The 16,726-nt window shown below is 74.7% G+C and carries 18 protein-coding genes; 6 read left to right on the top strand and 12 right to left on the bottom strand.

Features of this window, described 5'->3' with window-relative positions:
- The first annotated feature begins 101 nt into the window (after window positions 1-101).
- Complete coding sequence (locus ACPFP2_RS16310; protein WP_424090016.1) at window positions 102-893, top strand: spermidine synthase; 792 nt, start codon at window positions 102-104, stop codon at window positions 891-893.
- Window positions 894-1,021: 128 nt separating this feature from the next.
- On the top strand, window positions 1,022-2,107 hold the full coding sequence (locus ACPFP2_RS16305) for an AI-2E family transporter (RefSeq protein WP_424090015.1): 1,086 nt from the start codon (window positions 1,022-1,024) through the stop codon (window positions 2,105-2,107).
- A gap of 23 nt (window positions 2,108-2,130) precedes the next feature.
- Here the strand turns inward: ACPFP2_RS16305 and ACPFP2_RS16300 are convergent, their stop codons facing one another.
- Together ACPFP2_RS16300 and ACPFP2_RS16295 are read right to left on the bottom strand one after the other, a co-directional pair.
- A complete protein-coding gene (locus ACPFP2_RS16300; protein ID WP_424090014.1) occupies window positions 2,131-3,435 on the bottom strand; it encodes an NAD(P)/FAD-dependent oxidoreductase in 1,305 nt (434 codons plus the stop codon).
- 78 nt (window positions 3,436-3,513) lie between these two features.
- Window positions 3,514-5,667, bottom strand: coding sequence for a glycogen debranching N-terminal domain-containing protein (locus ACPFP2_RS16295; protein WP_424090013.1), 2,154 nt, complete (start codon window positions 5,665-5,667; stop codon window positions 3,514-3,516).
- 261 nt (window positions 5,668-5,928) lie between these two features.
- Between ACPFP2_RS16295 and ACPFP2_RS16290 the strand changes: the two genes are divergently transcribed.
- Both ACPFP2_RS16290 and ACPFP2_RS16285 read left to right on the top strand, forming a co-directional pair.
- On the top strand, window positions 5,929-7,011 hold the full coding sequence (locus tag ACPFP2_RS16290; RefSeq protein WP_424090012.1) for a hypothetical protein: 1,083 nt from the start codon (window positions 5,929-5,931) through the stop codon (window positions 7,009-7,011).
- A 133-nt stretch (window positions 7,012-7,144) separates the two neighbouring features.
- Entirely contained in the window at window positions 7,145-7,306 is a 162-nt protein-coding gene (locus ACPFP2_RS16285) for a hypothetical protein (RefSeq protein ID WP_424090011.1), read from the top strand.
- Between the two features lie 34 nt (window positions 7,307-7,340).
- On the opposite strand, the gene ACPFP2_RS16280 is transcribed toward ACPFP2_RS16285, so the two are convergent.
- From ACPFP2_RS16280 to ACPFP2_RS16255, 6 genes are all read right to left on the bottom strand, one after another.
- Window positions 7,341-7,871, bottom strand: coding sequence for a GNAT family N-acetyltransferase (locus ACPFP2_RS16280; RefSeq protein ID WP_424090010.1), 531 nt, complete (start codon window positions 7,869-7,871; stop codon window positions 7,341-7,343).
- Window positions 7,872-7,983: 112 nt separating this feature from the next.
- A complete protein-coding gene (locus ACPFP2_RS16275; protein WP_424090009.1) occupies window positions 7,984-8,271 on the bottom strand; it encodes a DUF6510 family protein in 288 nt (95 codons plus the stop codon).
- A gap of 16 nt (window positions 8,272-8,287) precedes the next feature.
- Window positions 8,288-9,049: a ferredoxin reductase gene (locus tag ACPFP2_RS16270; protein WP_424090008.1), complete on the bottom strand. Its 762-nt coding sequence runs from the start codon at window positions 9,047-9,049 to the stop codon at window positions 8,288-8,290.
- 1 nt (window position 9,050) lies between these two features.
- On the bottom strand, window positions 9,051-9,641 hold the full coding sequence (locus tag ACPFP2_RS16265; RefSeq protein WP_424090045.1) for a sulfite oxidase-like oxidoreductase: 591 nt from the start codon (window positions 9,639-9,641) through the stop codon (window positions 9,051-9,053).
- 81 nt (window positions 9,642-9,722) lie between these two features.
- Window positions 9,723-10,739 carry a TerC/Alx family metal homeostasis membrane protein gene (locus ACPFP2_RS16260; protein WP_424090007.1) on the bottom strand — a complete coding sequence of 339 codons (1,017 nt, stop codon included), beginning with the start codon at window positions 10,737-10,739 and terminating at the stop codon, window positions 9,723-9,725.
- A 233-nt stretch (window positions 10,740-10,972) separates the two neighbouring features.
- Entirely contained in the window at window positions 10,973-11,386 is a 414-nt protein-coding gene (locus ACPFP2_RS16255) for a DUF2267 domain-containing protein (RefSeq protein WP_424090006.1), read from the bottom strand.
- A 156-nt stretch (window positions 11,387-11,542) separates the two neighbouring features.
- Here ACPFP2_RS16255 and ACPFP2_RS16250 point away from each other — a divergent pair, with 156 nt between their 5' ends.
- Together ACPFP2_RS16250 and ACPFP2_RS16245 are read left to right on the top strand one after the other, a co-directional pair.
- The gene (locus ACPFP2_RS16250; RefSeq protein ID WP_424090005.1) at window positions 11,543-11,812 is read left to right on the top strand and encodes a DUF2795 domain-containing protein; all 270 of its coding nucleotides are present in this window, start codon (window positions 11,543-11,545) and stop codon (window positions 11,810-11,812) included.
- A 63-nt stretch (window positions 11,813-11,875) separates the two neighbouring features.
- Window positions 11,876-12,529: a DUF1345 domain-containing protein gene (locus ACPFP2_RS16245; protein WP_424090004.1), complete on the top strand. Its 654-nt coding sequence runs from the start codon at window positions 11,876-11,878 to the stop codon at window positions 12,527-12,529.
- Window positions 12,530-12,735: 206 nt separating this feature from the next.
- Here the strand turns inward: ACPFP2_RS16245 and ACPFP2_RS16240 are convergent, their stop codons facing one another.
- The 4 genes from ACPFP2_RS16240 to ACPFP2_RS16225 all read right to left on the bottom strand — a co-directional run bounded on the left by ACPFP2_RS16240 (window position 12,736) and on the right by ACPFP2_RS16225 (window position 16,640).
- Complete coding sequence (locus tag ACPFP2_RS16240) at window positions 12,736-13,398, bottom strand: hypothetical protein (protein WP_424090003.1); 663 nt, start codon at window positions 13,396-13,398, stop codon at window positions 12,736-12,738.
- Window positions 13,399-13,438: 40 nt separating this feature from the next.
- Window positions 13,439-14,410, bottom strand: a complete 972-nt coding sequence (locus ACPFP2_RS16235; RefSeq protein ID WP_424090002.1) for a pirin family protein — start codon at window positions 14,408-14,410, stop codon at window positions 13,439-13,441.
- A gap of 47 nt (window positions 14,411-14,457) precedes the next feature.
- On the bottom strand, window positions 14,458-15,402 hold the full coding sequence (locus ACPFP2_RS16230) for a hypothetical protein (protein ID WP_424090001.1): 945 nt from the start codon (window positions 15,400-15,402) through the stop codon (window positions 14,458-14,460).
- 167 nt (window positions 15,403-15,569) lie between these two features.
- Window positions 15,570-16,640: an SRPBCC domain-containing protein gene (locus ACPFP2_RS16225; RefSeq protein WP_424090000.1), complete on the bottom strand. Its 1,071-nt coding sequence runs from the start codon at window positions 16,638-16,640 to the stop codon at window positions 15,570-15,572.
- Window positions 16,641-16,726: the final 86 nt, after the last annotated feature.

The following is a 16,726-nucleotide window of genomic DNA, read 5'->3' as shown; positions in this document are numbered from 1 at the left end:
CCGACGTCACCCGGGCCGGTGGGCGGGTGCCCGCCGGCCCGGTGGCCGCCCGGGTCGGCGCCGGCCCGGGTGGCGGCGGCGCGTCCGCTAGCCTGCCGCCCATGGACAGCGCCGCCGACGACCGGCCGGACCTGGTCGTCGACCCGGCCCGCCGCACGGGTCGGATCCTGCTCGCCGGGGGCGTGGCCCAGTCGTACGTCGACGTGGCCGACCCTCGTCACCTGCACTTCGAGTACGTCCGCCGGATGGCCGCCGTGATCGACCTGGCCGCGCCGGCCGGGCTGCCCCTCGACGTGCTGCACCTGGGCGGCGGCGCGCTGACCCTTCCCCGGTACGTGGCGGCGACCCGCCCCGGCTCCGCACAGCGGGTCGTCGAGCGGGACGCCGCCGTGGTGGACCTGGTCGACCGCGAACTACCGGCGCCGCCGGCGCCGGTCCACGTCGACATCGCCGACGCCCGGGACGCGGTGACCGCGGCCCCCGCGCACCGCCACGACCTGGTGCTCGCCGACATCTACCGGGCCGCGCGGATGCCGGGCCACGTGGCGAGCCGGGAGTTCGTCACCGAAGTGGCCCGCACGCTGCGTCCCGACGGGGTGTACCTGGTCAACGTGACCGACCTGCCGCCGCTGGTCTTCACCCGGGTGCAGGTGGCGACCCTGCGGGCGGTCTTCGCCGACGTCTGCCTGGTGGCCGACCGCCGGATGCTGCGGGGCCGCCGCTACGGCAACGTTGTGCTCGCCGCCGCCCACCGCCCCGGCCGCCTGCCGGTCCGCCGGCTCGCCGGGCGGGTGGCGGCCGACCCGGTGCCCGGCGGCGTGCTGTACGGCGGGGAACTGGACGCGTTCGTCGGCGGCGCCCGGCCGGCCACCGACGCTTCGCTGGCCGGCTGAGCCGTCGACACCTCTCCCCGAACGGCCGAGCCGGTCACGGACCGGGACACCCGACGACGGTCCCGGGCGGCGACCGGCGGCGGCGACCGGCGGGGTTTCGGGGCGGTCGGCCCGGGTAGCCGCGCCGGATGAGCACCGCCGACGACCGGTCCACGGCCCGCCGGGCGCTGATCGTCATCGGGCTGGTGCTCGGCACCGCGCTCGGGCTGACGCTGGTCTGGGCCACCCGACGGGTGCTGATCTGGATTCTCGTCGCCGCCTTCCTGGCTGTCGCGCTCAGCCCGCTCGTCGATCGCCTGCAACGCGGACTGGTACGGCACCGGGCACTGGCCACGCTGCTGGTCTTCCTCGCCGCGTTCGTCCTGCTCGGCGGGCTGGGCGCGCTGATCGTGGTACCGCTGCTGGACGAGCTGGGCCGGTTCGTCGACCGGGCGCCGGAGCTGCTGGCCGAGACCCGGGACGGCCGGGGGCCGCTCGGGGAACTGCTGGCGCGCCTCGGGCTGCTCGACTACGCCCGCCGTCACTCCGAGCAGGTGCAGCGGTACGGCGGTGAACTGCGCGCACCCGCCGTCGGGCTGGTCCGCGGCGTGCTGGAGACCCTCGCCGGACTGGTCACGGTGATCGTGCTGGCGTACCTGATGGTGCTGGAGGCGCCGCGGATCGTGCGGGCCGTGCTGCGCCTGGTCGGCGACGGGCCGGCCGAGCGGCTGCACCGGATCGGTCGCGAGATCTCCCGCACGATCACCGGATACCTGAGTGGCAACCTGCTGATCAGCGTGATCTGCGGCGGCCTGACGTACCTGGTGCTCGCCCTCGCCGGGGTGCCGTTCGCCGCGGTGATCGCGCTGGTCGTCGCCGTCGCCGACCTCATCCCGCTGGTCGGGGCGACCCTCGGCGCACTGGTCGCGGCCGGGGCGGCGTTCCTGCACTCCCCCACCGCCGGCATCGTGGTGCTGGTCTTCTTCGTCGTCTACCAGCAGGTGGAGAACCACCTGCTGCAACCGGTCATCATGGCCCGCGCGGTCCGGCTCAACCCGCTGACCGTCCTGGTCAGCGTGCTGCTCGCCGCCGAGCTGGCCGGACTGGTCGGCGCGCTGCTGGCCATCCCCGCCGCCGGCATCGGCCAGGTGCTGCTACGCGAGTTCACGCCGACCAGCGGGGCCCGGACGCTGCCCGCCCCCACCGAGCCGGACGCCGGACCGGCCGACGGGTGACCCGCCGGCCGGTCCTGGACCAGTCAGGCCCGTACCCGGACCGGCACCTCCGGCGACGAACTCTCCAGCGGTACGGCGTGCGCCGGGACCAGCCCCAGCTGGGTCGCCGAGCGGGGCAGCGTGGCGTCGAGCAGCCAGTCGGCGCCCACCCGGGCCCGGTTGCCCGGCATGGCCAGCAGGTGGTAGCCGCGGGTGACGGCCTTGGCCGGCAGCCCGGACATCGACAGCTTGAGCGGGTTCGCCGCCGCGTCCTTGCCGCCGAGGTCCACCACCCAGCCGAGGTCGTGGTGCTTGTACGGCTTGCGCCTGCCCTGCCCGTAGGAGGCGGCGATGTTGTGTGCGGCGAGCTTGCCCTGGCGCTGGGCGTGCTGCGCGGTCATCGTGCAGATCTCCCCGGGGCGGGTCAGGTCGGGCACGGCGGCCGCGTCGCCGCAGGCGTACACCTCGGGGAAGCCGGGGACGTTGAGGTACTCGTCGGTCACCAGCCGGCCCTTCTCCGTACGCAGGCCCAGCTCGGCCACGAACGGGTCGGGACGCACACCGACGCACCAGATCAGGCTGCAGGTCGGAACGTACTCGCCGTCGGTGAGCATCACGCCGTCCGGGGTGGCCTCGGCGACCGAGGTGCCCATCCGCACGTCCAGGCCCCGGCGGCGCAGCACCCGGTCGGCGGTGTCGGACATCCGCTCGTCCAGCTCCGGCAGGGGCCGGGGCGCGACGTCGAGTAGCATCCAGCGCGGCCGGATCTTCAGGTGCGGCCGCTGGGCGACGAGCCGGTCGGTGAAGAGCTGTCCGTGCGCGGCCACCTCCGTGCCGGTGTACCCGGCGCCGACCACCACGAAGGTGGAGCGGGACCGCTGCTCGGCCGGGTCCTCGGCCTGCTCGGCCAGCTCGATCTGGCGGATCACGTGGTCGTGCAGGTAGACCGCCTCGGGCAGGCCGCGGAAGCCGTGCGCGTACTCGGTCACCCCGGGGATCGGCAGCAGCTTGTTGACGCTGCCGACGCAGAGCACCAGCCGGTCGTACGCGATCCGCCCGCGGTCGCCCTCGGGCTGGGTGAAACCCACCCAGCGGTTCTGCAGGTCGACGTGGTCGGCCTCCCCGACGATGACCCGCACCCCGTCGAGGGTGCCGGTGAGCGGCACCGAGATCCGGGTCGGCTCCACCACTCCGGCGGCCACCTCCGGCAGCAGCGGCAGGTAGAGGAAGTAGTCGGTGGAGTTCAGCACCACGATCTCGGCGCGGTCGCGGGCCAGCCGGCTCAACGTCTTCGCCGCGTGGTAACCGGCGAACCCGGCCCCCACGATCACCACACGAGGTTTCGTCATGCCCGCTGCCGTTCCCGTCGCGTGCCCGAGCAAACGTGCCCGGTCCGGCCCCAGCGTCGCGGAGCGGGACGGACCCGGTCAGGCCGGATCGTCCTGGAGCCGGATGTGCCCGGTGCGGCCGATCGCCTCGAGTTCCCACAGCCGGCCGAACGCGCGGACCTTCTCGACGTGGATCCGCCCCACCTCCGGCGGGATGTCCGGATCGAGCACGAGCCGGCCGTCCACCGGGTTCAGGCCCGCCATCGCCCGGGCCAGGGCCAGCGGGGCGCCGGCGGCCCACGCCTGCGGGCTGCACGCCGTCGGGTAGGGCACGGCGAACAGGGTGCGCTCGCGCGGGTACCCGCTGAGCGCCTCCGGCAGCCGGTGGTCGAACTGCTCGGCGACGTCGAGCAGGGCCAGGCTCACCTGGTTCGCCTCGGCGCGGAAGCCGTAGCGGGCCATGCCGAGCACGGCCAGGGAGTTGTCGTGCGGCCAGACCGTGCCCAGGTGGTAACCGAGGGCGTTGAACGGCCGGTCCTCCCGGGACAGGGTGCGAATGCCCCAGCCGGAGAACATGTCGGGGTGCATCAGCTGACGCACCACCCGCTCGGCCCGTTCGGGCGGGACGATGCCGCTCCAGAGCAGGTGGCCCATGTTGGAGGTCTTGGAATCGATCGGGTTCTTGTCGCCGTCCAGCCCGACGGCGTAGAAACCGCCGCGCTCGTCGAGCCAGAAGTCCCGGTTGAACCGCTCGTACAGCCGGGCGGCCTCCGCGCGCAGCCGGGCCGCCAGCGCCGGATCGCCCAGCGGACCGTCGGCCAGCTCCGCCAGGCGCAGTTTCGCGTCGTACGTGTAGCCCTGGATCTCGCAGGTGGCGATGGGCAGCACCGGGATCCGGCCGTCGGAGAAGCGGACCCCGTCCGGCGAGTCGCGCCAGCACTGGTTGCCCAGCCCTTCCGGCGAGCGGGTGGCGTACTCGACGTAGCCGTCGCCGTCCCGGTCGCCGAAGTGGTCGATCCAGTTCAGCGCCGCCATCGCGTTGTCCCGCAGCGACCGGACCAGGTCGTCGTCGCCGGTCCAGCGCCAGTACTCGGACAGCAGGATCAGCCAGAGCTGGGTGGCGTCGGCGGTGCCGTAGTACGGGGCGTACGGCTTGCGGCCGGTGCGGGTCAGCTCGCCGCTGCGTACCTCGTGCAGGATCCGGCCGGGCTCCTCATCGGTGAAGTTGTCGCAGCGCTTGCCCTGCAGGCGGGCCAGCGCCAACAGCGCGCCCTGGGCGAGCATCGGCCCGGCCGACAGGGTCTGGTACGCGGTGATCAGGGTGTCCCGGCCGAAGAGGGTGAGGAACCAGGGCAGGCCGGCGCCGGGCAGCATGATGCGCTGGCCCCGGACCTCCAGGTCCAGCCGCAGCGCGGCCAGGTCGTAGCGGGACTGTCGGATGGCCCGCTCCAGGCTCGGGTGGTCGCTGCGCAGCTTCGCCCGGGTCTCGATCCAGCGCCGGATCGGGTCGTTCCGGCGGCCGTGGACGACCTCGGCGAAGTCGGCGCGCCCGGTCTCGACGACGCCCATCCCGGGTGGCAGCGGCACGCGCAGGTCGAGCTGCCACTGCTGGCGGGGGTCGAGCGTCACCTGCCACACCAGGTCGTCGCCCTCGACCCGGTCGGCGGGGATGGAGCAGCGCACGGTGGTCCAGGCGGAGAAGTCCTCGTGGTCGTAGGAGAAGAGGAGCTGCTCCGGGGTGTGCTGTCGCAGGATGGAGGCGGACCGGTCGCGCACCCCGGACTTGACCTCGAACAGGTCGGCGAAGTCGGCGCGGACGGCCAGCCGCAGCTCGACGGTGCACGGCTCGGCCTTGTACGACAGCAGCTCGATCCGCTCGTGGAAACCCTGCCCGACGTAGCGCAGCCGACGCACGCCGACGGTGTCCGGCGCGAGCCCGGGCAGCTCGGGGCTGGTGAGGATGAACTGGGCGGAGTAGTGGTCGATGGTCTCGGCGCGCAGCACCAGCAGCCGGTTGCCGTTGATGGTGAGCACCCAGCCGCTGATCAGGCGGGTGTCCAGGTGGACCAGGCCGCCGATGCCGCCGGGTGGCACGTCCCCGGCCCGGTCGGAGTACATGAAGGTGGGGCCGCTGAGCACGGCCATCGAGTCCGGGCCGAGCTCCGGTGGCATGGCACGTTGGTCACCGGTCTCGCGGTCGGCGACGAACACGCCCGGGATCGGGTCGGCCGGGGTCGGGCGGACGGCAGCCATGGCACTCACGGTAGGAAGGCCGGGGGCGAGCCGGGCATCACCCGGTCCGGGTGAAACCCTCGTGTCGAATGCGGTGGTCGCCGCTTCTCCTCGGCGTCCCCGCGGTGGAGCGTGCAGCACACCGCTGCCCCGGCGCGCTCGGCGAAGCCGGGGAGTTGACAGCGGCGCACTCCCGACAGGTCACGGTGCGGTAGCCGACAGTGACCGGACCGGCGGCGGCGCACGCTCCTGGGCGACACGGCTCTCGTCACAGGAGGAAACATGCGACTCCGTTCGCTCGCCGCCGCCGCGCTCGCCGCCGTCCTGGCGGTCGGCGCGGTCGCGGCCACCCCGGCCGCGGCGGCCACCGCCGACCGGTGGGGCTTCGCGTACGTCAAGGACCCGACCGTGCCGGCGTGGACGGTGCTCGACACCAGCCGGCAGTGGGGCAGCTGGAAGACGGCGTTCCCCGCCGCCTGGGCGCAGGGCGCCAAGATCGCGCCGGGCCGGTTCCTGGTCCGGTTCCCGCAGATCGGCACCGGCTCGCGCGGGGTGCCGCACGTGACACCGGTGAACCGGACCGGCCACTACTGCGAGGTGGTCCGCTGGTACCAGTCCGGGGCGGACCAGATCGTCGACGTGCAGTGCCACAAGCCGGGCGGTGAGCGCGACGACACCCCGTTCACCGTGCTCTGGACGACCAGCTCCGGGGTGCTGCCGGCGGGCACCTCCCACGCCTGGGTCCACGAGGCCGGCGGCGGGGTCGCCCAGTCGTACAACTCGACCGGCGCGGCGAACGGCGTCGCCCACCTGCTCCTCGGGCAGTACTCGGTGAAGCTGCCGGGGGTCGGGCTGGCCGGCGTGCTCGCCGGCAACGTGCAGGTCACCGCCGTGCACCCGAACGCGGTGCAGCGCCGGTGCAAGGTCCTGCAGTGGTTCGCCGCGGGCACCGACGTGGTCGTGTACGTCAACTGCTTCGACCAGACCGGCGCGCCGGCGGACAGCGACTTCACCCTGTCGTACCACCGGGACCGGTCGGTGATCGGCTCGCTCGCCCCGCCGACCCGCTTCGGTCACCTGGGCACCGCCGTCGGTGGCCCGACCAACGACAACTCGGTGCTCGGCGTCGGCGTCAACACCGTCGTGGCGATCGCGCCCGCCGGCCGTTACCTGGCGAGGTTCCCGCAGCTCGGCGCCAAGGAGACGCACGTCCAGGTGGTGGCGCAGGGCGACGGGTCGAACTACTGCCACCTGACCCAGCCGTGGTCGTACGCGCTCGACGCCGAGGTGGACGTGAACTGCTTCGACAACGCCGGGGTGATCACCCCGCACCGGTTCCTGGCCGCCTTCACCTCCCGGATCTGACGTCCTGAGGCGAGACGGCGACCGGTCCGGTCGCCGTCTCGCCGGCTCACCCTGCCCGGGTGGGGTCGTCTCACCCGGCGCCGGCGCAGCGTGGTGGTCCACCGCCATCTCCAGCCGGAGGGAGGACAGCCACATGACCATGCCGATGTCCAACGACCACCGACAGCCGATCTACCTGCGGCAGAGCGGGCGCAAGCAGCTCACGCCCCGTCAGCGCCGGCGGGTGGAGCACAAGCAGGGCCGCATCGAGCGGCTCGGCGGGCAGCGCCCGCAGGCGCGCGGACCGGGCCGCTGAGCAGGGCCGGGGCGGTCGCGGGCCGCCCCGGCGCTCACCCGTCGGACGCCGGGGCGGTGATCGCCCAGCGTTCGTGGTCGCGCCAGGCGCCGTCGATGAACAGGTAGTCCGGCGAGTACCCCTCCTGCCGGAAGCCGAGCTTGCGGGCCACCCGCCGCGACGGCTCGTTGCCCGGCTGGATGTTCGCCTCCACGCGGTGCAGGCCGAGCGTGTCGAAGGCGTACGCCAGCACCAGCCCGATGCCGGTCGAGGCGTGTCCGGTCCCGGCGTACGGCAGGAACGCGGCGTAGCCCATGAAGCCGCCGCGCAGCGGGCCCATGATGATCCCGCCGATGTTGACGTAGCCGGCGATCTGTCCGCTCGGCCGGTCGCAGACGAGGAAGCTCTGCTGGTCGCGACGGCGGGCCTTCGCCAGGTACGCGACGAACTTCTCCGGGGTGTCCGGCGCGGCGAGCCAGGGATGGTGCAGCTCACGGCTGCGGCGGGCGGCGGCGACGAACTCGGCGGCGTCGGTGGGCCGGGGGCGGCGGATGCCGACGGTGCCGGCACTGCGCAGGTATCTCACGACGGACCACTCTCGCCGGCCGCCCGCCACGGTGTCCACCGGGATGCGCCACGACCGGTACGGCGCGGGCCGACCCGACGGCGGTCGGCGCGGCTGGCGGGGGCGCCGGCGGTCAGCGGGGCAGCGGTCGGTCGAGGGGCATCGGCACCTGTAGGAAGGTGGCGCCGCGCAGGTCCAGCCAGGCCCGGTCGGGAGCGCGGACCAGCCGCAGCATCACCTCGGCGCAGGACGGACATCGCCCCACCAGCCCCGGGGCGTGGGAGAAGACGTGCAGCCCCGCCATCGGACCGAGCATCCCGCAGTTGTCACAGCGCCCCGTGGCGGCGCTCAGGTCGACGGCGAAGAGTTCGCGCAGCGGGCCGTCGAGCATGTTGCCGTCCAGGTAGGACATGTCGGTCATCGGGTCTCCTCGCCGTTCAGCCGGTGGGGCCGAAGCGTTCGGTGCGTACCCGCCGGGTCCGGTGTCCCAGCCCCACCAGCAGGTCCGCGACGGTCTCCACGAAGCCGGTGGGGCCGCAGACGTAGCAGAGCGGCTCCAGTTCGGGCGGCCAGCCGTGGGTGTCGACGTCGGCCAGCCCGATCCGGTGCGGCTCGCCCCGCCATCGGTCGGGCGCCTGCCGGGTGTACACGTACGCCACGTCGAGGCCCTGGTCGTCGCGGGCACGGCGACGCAGCTCGTCGGCGTAGATGACGTCGGCCGGGGTGCGCACCGAGTAGATCAGCCGGAACGGCGCCCGGCTACCGGCGGCCCGCCGGGCGCGGACCATCGCCATCAGCGGCACCACTCCGGAGCCGCCGGCCACCAGCAGCACCGGCGCGCGCTCCTCCGGCCGCCAGACGAACCAGCCGCCGACCGGGCCGCGCACCTGGACCGGGTCACCCTCGGCCCAGGTGTCGATCAGGTACGGCGACACCTCGCCGTCGGGCACCCGCTGCACGGTCAGCGCGATCCGCTCCCCGTCGGCGGGCCCGGCCAGCGAGTACGACCGGGCGGCCTGGTAACCGTCCTCGGCGGTCAACCGCACGTCGACGTGCTGCCCCGGCAGGTGCCCCGGCCAGCCCGGCAGGTCGAGGACGAGGGTCTGCGCGGTCGGGGTCTCGACCCGGCGGTGCGCCAGCCGGGCCACCCGCCAGGTCAGCGGGGCGGCCACCGGGCCGCCGGTGGTGGACGCGGCCACCTCAGTCACCCTGGTAGCGCTGCTCGCGCCACGGGTCGCCGTAGTCGTGGTAGCCGGCGGTCTCCCAGAAGCCCGGCTGGTCGTCGACGAGCAGCCGGATGCCGCGCACCCACTTCGCGGACTTCCACAGGTACAGGTGCGGTACCAGCAGCCGGGCCGGGCCGCCGTGCGCGGCCGGCAGCGGCGCGCCGTCGTACGTGTGCACCACCCACGCCCGGCCGCCGCGCAGGTCGTCCAGGGGCAGGTTGGTGGTGTAGCCGCCGTACGAGTGGACCAGCGCGTACCGGGCGGCGGTGTCCACGCCGTCGAGCAGGGTGTCCAGCGAGACGCCCTGCCAGCTGGTGCCCAGCTTGGACCAGCGGGTGACGCAGTGGATGTCCACCGTCGGCGTCTCCTGCGGCAGGCCGGTGAACTCCGGCCAGCTCCAGCGGAACTCCGCGCCGGACTCGGTGTCGAGCACGAACTCCCAGGTGTCCAGCGGCACCTTCGGGGTGGGCCCGGCCGACAGCACCGGGAAGTCCTCGGTCAGGTACTGCCCCGGCGGCAGGGCCGGCCCGCTGGAGCGGCGCCGGCCCTGGAAGCCCGGTGACACGATTCCCACCCGTCAGTCGTACCACCGCCGACGGGCGGACGGAGGCGTTCGCGCGTACCCCCGCCGGCGGCGGACGCCGCGTCAGCGCCGCTCGGCGACCACCTCACGGTCACCGGGGGGCTGCTCGCGGGTGGCGCGCAGGCTGGTGAGGGTGACCACCACCAGGACGCCGATGATGACGCCGAGGGAGGCCAGCGTCGGGATCTCCGGCACGCCCTTCCAGATGCCGTGCGCCCAGTGCAGGCCCAGCTTGACGCCGATGAAGGCCAGGATGGCCGCCAGGCCGTAGCTGAGGTGGACCAGCCGGCTCAGCGCGGCGTGCAGCACGAAGTAGAGCGCGCGCAGCCCGAGCAGGGCGAAGGCGTTGGTGGCGAAGACCAGGTACGGGTCCTCGGTGATGCCGTAGACGGCGGGCACCGAGTCGACGGCGAAGACCACGTCGGTGGCGAGGACCGCGACCACCACGAGGGCGAGCGGGGTCAGCGCCCGCTTGCCGTGCTGCCGGATGGTCATCTTCGTGCCGTGGTACTCGTCGACCACCGGCATGAACTTGCGCAGCAGCCGCACCGACCGCATCTTGTTGATGTCGACCTCCTGCTCGTGCCCGGAGAGGGCGTCGCGCAGCAGCTTGATCGCGGTGACGATCAGGATGAGGGCGAAGAGCAGGAAGGCGAAGTCGAGGGTCTGCAGCGCGGCGGCGCCCAGGGCGATGAAGACCGCACGGAGCACCAGCGCGCCGGCGATGCCGTAGAGCAGCACCCGCTGGGCCAGCACGGCCGGCACCGCGAAGGCGGCCAGCAGCAGCATGAAGACGAAGAGGTTGTCGACCGAGAGGGACTTCTCGACCAGGTAACCGGTGAGGTACTCCACTCCCTGTTGCGAGCCGTAGCGCGACCAGAGCCAGCCGCCGAAGGCCAGCGGCAGCGCGATGTAGAACGCCGACCAGCCGAGGGCCTCCTTGAGCGAGACCTCGTGCGGGCGGCGGGTCACCAGGAAGTCGAGCACCAGCAGGGCGAGCACGCCCGCGATGGTGACCGCCCAGAGCGTGGGCGTGCCGACCGACTGGAGATCGGCGGCCAGGTACGACACATCCGTCATGGAGCCTCCTCGAACACCGTGCCATGTTCGAGGTCTCCTTCACCCACACTTCGTGGGCAACCACCCGAGGCGTGCCCGGGGCACGCCGTACTGACCGGCATGGTTCGTGGGAAGTACTCCCCTCGTGCGGTCAAGGTTAGGGCAGGCTCAGACCGGCCGCCAATCCGGCACACCAGCTGGTTGCCCTGGTCAACGGCTGTGTGCGGGCCACGCCCACCGGTGCGGGGACGCGCTCAGGCGCGGCGCAGCACGCTCGCGCCGGGGGCGAGCGCCGGCTCCACCATCTCCCGGTAGTCGCGCGGGAACTGGCCCACCATGTCGTCGAACTCACCGCCGCTGACCGCCTCGCGCAGGGTGGTGAAGACCGCCCGGACGGCGTCGCGGGCCGCCGTCTCGTCGATCCCGGCGCGCCGCCCGACCCGGGCGACGAACTCGGCGGCGCCGAACCGCTCGGCCGCCTCGGTGCTCGGGGTGGGTTTGAGGACCAGCTGCAACGGCGTCGGCAACTGGGTGGCGAGGTCGAGCACCTCACCCCCGGTCAACCGCTCGGTCAGCGTCTCCAGGGTGGCGTGGATCAACGCCACGGCCCGCTCGGAGTCGACCCGGGTCCGCCGGGCCACCTGGTCGACGAAGGTGTCGTAGTTCATCGGGGCGCGCTCCCTTCGACGTCGGAGGCGTCGGGTACCCGCCGGGCGGGGCCGGAAACGGCGCGGATTTCCGCCCGGACGGCGCGTGAGGCCGGGCCGAGGGGGTAACCGCCGCCGGTCGTGACCGGATATCGAGGCGGCGAGGGAGCTCACGCCATGGCGAGTTACACCGACGTCCTGCAGTACCTGTCGAGCCTGGACTACCCGGCGGAGAAGGACGACGTCGTGCGCGAGGCCGAACGGGAGGGCGCGCCGCCGGAGGTGCTGCGGGCCTTGCGCGCGCTGCCCCCGGTGGACTACGCCAACGGCAACGAGGTGGCCCGCTCCGCCGGCATCGACGCCGCGCCGGAGGTCGACGCGTCGCAGCGGGCCGCCCAGGCCCGCGATCGGCACCCGCGGGTGTCCCAGCACCTGCGCGGCATCTGACCCGCCGGCGGTGACGGCGGGCAGCGCGCCCGCGGCGGACGGCGGGCGACCCGGACGGCGGACGTGACGCTGCGGGGACCGCACGGGCACACCCCGGCCGCCGTCCAGCTGACCGTGATGGGCGTGGTCGGGGTGGTGGTCGGCGGGCTCTTCGCCGCGCTGGTCTCCCCCGGCCTCGGCCCGCTCGTCGGCTGGGACGCGGCGGCGGTGAGCTGGCTGGTGCTGGTCTGGCGGACGCTGTGGCCGCTGGACGCCCGGCGCACCGGCGAGCTGGCGGTGCACGAGGACCCGAACCGGGCCGTGCGCGACGTGCTGCTGCTGGTGGCCTGCCTGGCCAGTCTGCTGGCCGTCGCGTTGGTGCTGATCGGCACCCGCACCGCGCAACCGGTGCTGTCGAGGGACCTGTACGGCGCGTTGGGGATGGCGAGCGTGCTGCTGTCCTGGTGCGTGGTGCACACCGTCTTCACCACCCGCTACGCCCGGCTGTACTACACCGGTCCGGACGGCGGCATCGAGTTCAACCAGCCGGGGCAGCCCTGCTACGCGGACTTCGCCTACGTGGCGTTCACCGTGGGGGCCACGTTCCAGGTGTCCGACACGAACCTGACCAGCCACGAGATGCGTCGGACGGTGCTGCGGCACGCGCTGCTGTCGTACCTGTTCGGCGCGATCATCATCGCGGCGACGGTGAACCTGCTCGCCGGCCTGGCCCGCTGAGCGGGCGCAACAGGCGGGCGCCCCCGGCCACGAACCGCGACCTGGGGCGCCACACGAACCTGTCGCTGGCGGGTCCACGCCCGAACCGGGTCGCGTACCGCCAGGCGGTGGATGTTCGCCCGAACCGGGCGGGCATCACTGCCACGCCTACCATACGGTACGGCATCCTCCGTACGGCTGATTTTCGGCAAAGTGTGGGCGGCGACTCACCTCGACACCTCGGCGTAGCGCTGCTCCAGGTCGACCCGGGCGAGCGCGCCGACCAGCCACGCCAGCCGCTCCGACTCCCCGCTGCCGGCCAGTTCGGCCAGGTCATGGGCGGAGCGCCCCAGGCCGAGGCGGCGGGCCGCGACGAGGGCCCGGCGGTCGGCGACCGGGGCCACCTCCCGCCACAACGCCTGCGTCTCGCGCAGGAACAGGTCGGCCACCTGGTCGTCCACCCCGGGCAGCGCGGTCAGCAGCGCCCGCTCCCGCGCCGGGTCGCGCCCGGCGGTGGCGCGCAACCGGCGCAGGTCGCCCCGGTACCGCTCGACGACGGTACGGGCCAGGTCGCCGAGCAGGTCGGCCAGCGCGTCGACGTCGCCGCGCCGGCCGGCCTCGCGCAGCACGCGTACCCGGTCGGCGTGCAGCGAGCGGGCCAGCCGGGCGGCGCTGTCCCAGCCGTTGTCCGGCAGGGCGTGGGCGGCGTCCAGGGCCCGGCGGAAGTCACCCCGGCGGGCCAGCAGCACCGCCAGGCAGAGCAGCTGGAACAGGCTCGACGGATTGTTGGTGACCCGGAAGCCGTACTGCTCGGCGAAGCCCCGGCCGCCACCGGCGAGCCGGCGCACCAGGCGCTTCCGGTCCTCGGTACCCGCGATCACACTGGTCATACCGGCGACTACCCGCCCCGGCGGTGAGCACTCCTGCCGGTCAGCCGTGCAGGCCGCCGCGCCGGTCGCGGGCCTTGAGCCGGCTGGTCGGCAGCGCCGGGGCGGGCAGCGGCGGGGCCGCGTCGTCGGCCACCGTGCCGAAGCGGCGGCCGGCCGTCCAGTCCTCCCGGGCGGCGGCCACCTCCTCGTGCGAGCGCCCGACGAAGTTCCACCACATCACCAGCGGCTCCTCGAACGGCTCCCCGCCGAGCAGCATCAGCCGGCTGCCCGGGTCGGCGGCCAGCGTCAACCGGTCCCGCCCGGCGCCGAGGTACAGCAACGCGCCGGGGGCGAGGGCCAGCCCGTCCACCTCCGCCGCGCCGGACATCGCCAGCAGGCCGTACTCGAAGTCGGGGCGCAACGGCAGCGTGGCCCGCGCCGGCCCGCGCACCTCCAGCTGCGCGCCGAGCAGCGGGGTGTGCACGACGGCCGGGGAGCGCTCGCCGCCCAGCTCACCGACGAGCAGGGTCAGGTCCAGCTCGCCGTCGCGCCAGCGGGGCAGCTCGGCGTGGTGGGCGAAGTCGGCCGCGCCGGCCCGCGCCGGATCGGGCAACGCCACCCAGAGCTGCACGCCGTGCATCACCGGCGGGTGGGTCGCCGGCGACCGCTCGGAATGGGCGATGCCGTGCCCGGAGGTCATCACGTTGAGCTGACCGGGACGGATGGGCTGGACGTTGCCGAGGCTGTCCCGGTGCACGATCTCCCCGTCGAGCAGCCAGGTGACGGTCTGCAGGCCGGTGTGCGGGTGCGGTGGGACCTCCATGCCGGGCCGCTGCGCCACGTCGTCCGGGCCGAAGTGGTCCACGAAGCACCAGGCGCCGACCATCCGACGCTGCCGCTGCGGCAGCAGCCGGCGCACGGTGGTGTAGCGCCCGAGGGGGACGTCGTGGCCGGGCAGCAGCACGCTGCCCGGGTCGGCCGGAGCCACACCGGGTGGTCGGGTCTGCGCCGGCAGCGATTCGGTACGGTCCATCGCCCGACTCTATGCCGGGCCGCGCGGACGACGGCGCGGACCGGCGATCAGTCGGCGCGCACCGTGACGGTGTGGGCGCCGGCGACCAGGTCGACGTAGACCCGGTCGACCGAGCGGTCCCAGTTCGGGGAGCTGACCATCTCGCCGGGGCCCACCCCGTCGCGCCGGTCGTCGTACACGGTGACGCCGCCCGCGCCGGCGGCGGCGCGGACCCGGACCGGCGGCCGGCCGGGCGCGTGGACCACGAACTGGTTGACCCCACCGGTCATCCGCACGGTGAGCGCGCCCCGGATCTCGGGCAGGCGCAGGTCGATGCGGGCCGCGCCGCCGATCACCTCCACCCCGGACAGCCGGGCGGAGGTGAGGTCGAGCAGGTGCTCGCTGACCCCGCCGACCAGACGCAGCCGCCAGGCGACCCGGGAGTTGAGCACCACGTCGACGGCCCCCCTGCCGGCGCGGCCGCTCTTGACCAGGCGCAGCTGCACCCGCTCGCCCAGCACCTCGGGCCGGGGCTGCACCCCGGAGTCGGCCGGGCTGCTGACCTGGTAGAGGTCGTCGCCGAGGTCCTCGGTGCGCAGCCGGAACGAGGTCAGCCCGTCCGCCAGCTCGAACGTGGCCCGCCGCCGGCCGGCCAGCGGAGCCGTCAGCGCCTGCTCGGCCGCCGCCGCCCGGGCCGTACCGCCCCGCCCCGGTGCGGCGGGGGCGAGCGTCGGCGCGGTCGGCCGGCCCCCGGAGAAGGCGACTCCGAGCCGGTCGGGGTTGGCCAGGGTGACGGTCACCGCCAGCGCGCCCAGGGCCAGCACCACGATCGCGGCGGCGGCGAGCAGTCGGGCCGCGCTCGGCCACGGCGACCGGTACGGCGGCTCGTCCGCCGGCTCACCGCCGACCGGTACGACCGGCGCGGCGGACGCCCCTGCCGGCTCGACGTCCGGCGGCCCGTCGCCCGCCGTCTCCCCCGCCGCCGGACGGTCGCTGCGCTCCGCCTCCGCCATGTGCGCCCCTCTCACGGTCCCCGCAGGGCAGTACGTATGCGACGGACGATCGGATCACCCGCGACCGGCCGGGCGGCGGGTCGCGTCCGAGGTCGGCGGCACGGCGCCCTGCCGCGCGGGCGGGCACCGGCGCCGGTCGGCGTCGACCGGCATCGTCCCCGGCCGGGTCAGAGGCCGGCGCAGGGGTCGCCGTCGACCGTGCAGCCGCGCGGCGACCTGCTGAGGGGGTCGGCGTCGCGGACGTCGAAGCTGATCGTCCGGGACCGACCGGCGGGGACAGCTGTGCCGGTGAAGGCGACGGTCCGGCCGTCCTGCCGCCAGTCGGCCCCGCTGGCGCCGGTGACCGTGCCGGACGCGGCGAGCGTGACGACCACCGTCCAGCCCGTCGCCGGGGCGTCGCCGGGATTGTCGAGCACCACCTCGCCGGTCCAGCCGAACAGGCGGGTCGACGCGGTCTCGTAGCGGGCGCTCACCCCCGGGGGCGGAGTGACCGGTGCGGGGGTGCGGGAGGCCCGCGGCGAGGCGCTGCGGCTCGGGCGGGCCGTCGCCGCCCCGACGGAGCGGCCGGGGGTGGCCGGACCGGAGGCCCGGGCTGGGCGGCTGGTGGCGCCGGCCACGACGGGCGGCGGCAACGGGTCGACCCCGGCGGCGCGCTGCGGGGGGTCGGGCAGCACGGCCCAGACCGCCACCGCGCCGGCGACCAGGATCCCGACCACCGCAGCGGCGGTCCACACCACCGCCCGCCGACGGCCGCGTCGCGGCGGGTGGTACGCCGGGACCAGCGGCAGCTCCGCCGTCGCGGCGCCCTCGCCCCGACGCAGATCGACCTCCCGGAAGGCCAGCCAGTCGAGGATGGCGGGCAGCCGCACGGTCAGGGCCTGCTCGTGGTGCCGCTCCCGGTCGGCGTGCAGCCCGGCGGGCCAGGCGCCCTGTTCCAGGGTCTCGGTGACCGACAGCCGGCAGCCCTCGGCGGTGGGGACGACGACGCAGCTCAGCCGGCTGCGCCGGCCGGCCTCGTCGCACCGCAGCGCCAGCGACTCCGGCGCCCGCCGCTCGACCACCTCGGCGTCGACGGCGACCTCGAACCCCGGCAGCCCGGCGGTGTGCAGCAGCAGCCGCTCCCCGGGCCCGGCGTCGACCTCGACGAACCAGCGGGCGAGCAGCTCCCGGTCCGTCAGTGCGCGCCAGACCCGCTGCGGTGGGTGGGAAAGGTCGACCCGCGCGCCGATCTCGATCACGGCGCGACTCTACGGCTCCCGTCGGCCCGCCGGAGCGACGGGGATCCGTCGCCGGACGGGCCCCTCGGGGCGGGCGGGGGCGTTCC

The sequence above is a fragment of the Micromonospora citrea genome, assembly GCF_049629545.1.
Lineage (GTDB): Bacteria > Actinomycetota > Actinomycetes > Mycobacteriales > Micromonosporaceae > Micromonospora > Micromonospora citrea_A.
Note: the sequence above shows the minus strand (reverse complement) of the source record. Positions and strands in the feature narration are given on the sequence as shown.

Bases quoted from the DNA above. Each gene is read 5' to 3' on its own strand.
- ACPFP2_RS16310 (WP_424090016.1), top strand. From the start codon at position 102: ATGGACAGCGCCGCCGACGACCGGCCGGACCTGGTCGTCGACCCGGCC.
- ACPFP2_RS16305 (WP_424090015.1), top strand. From the start codon at position 1,022: ATGAGCACCGCCGACGACCGGTCCACGGCCCGCCGGGCGCTGATCGTC.
- ACPFP2_RS16300 (WP_424090014.1), bottom strand. From the start codon at position 3,435: ATGACGAAACCTCGTGTGGTGATCGTGGGGGCCGGGTTCGCCGGTTAC.
- ACPFP2_RS16295 (WP_424090013.1), bottom strand. From the start codon at position 5,667: ATGGCTGCCGTCCGCCCGACCCCGGCCGACCCGATCCCGGGCGTGTTC.
- ACPFP2_RS16290 (WP_424090012.1), top strand. From the start codon at position 5,929: ATGCGACTCCGTTCGCTCGCCGCCGCCGCGCTCGCCGCCGTCCTGGCG.
- ACPFP2_RS16285 (WP_424090011.1), top strand. From the start codon at position 7,145: ATGACCATGCCGATGTCCAACGACCACCGACAGCCGATCTACCTGCGG.
- ACPFP2_RS16275 (WP_424090009.1), bottom strand. From the start codon at position 8,271: ATGACCGACATGTCCTACCTGGACGGCAACATGCTCGACGGCCCGCTG.
- ACPFP2_RS16260 (WP_424090007.1), bottom strand. From the start codon at position 10,739: ATGACGGATGTGTCGTACCTGGCCGCCGATCTCCAGTCGGTCGGCACG.
- ACPFP2_RS16255 (WP_424090006.1), bottom strand. From the start codon at position 11,386: ATGAACTACGACACCTTCGTCGACCAGGTGGCCCGGCGGACCCGGGTC.
- ACPFP2_RS16250 (WP_424090005.1), top strand. From the start codon at position 11,543: ATGGCGAGTTACACCGACGTCCTGCAGTACCTGTCGAGCCTGGACTAC.
- ACPFP2_RS16240 (WP_424090003.1), bottom strand. From the start codon at position 13,398: ATGACCAGTGTGATCGCGGGTACCGAGGACCGGAAGCGCCTGGTGCGC.
- ACPFP2_RS16235 (WP_424090002.1), bottom strand. From the start codon at position 14,410: ATGGACCGTACCGAATCGCTGCCGGCGCAGACCCGACCACCCGGTGTG.
- ACPFP2_RS16230 (WP_424090001.1), bottom strand. From the start codon at position 15,402: ATGGCGGAGGCGGAGCGCAGCGACCGTCCGGCGGCGGGGGAGACGGCG.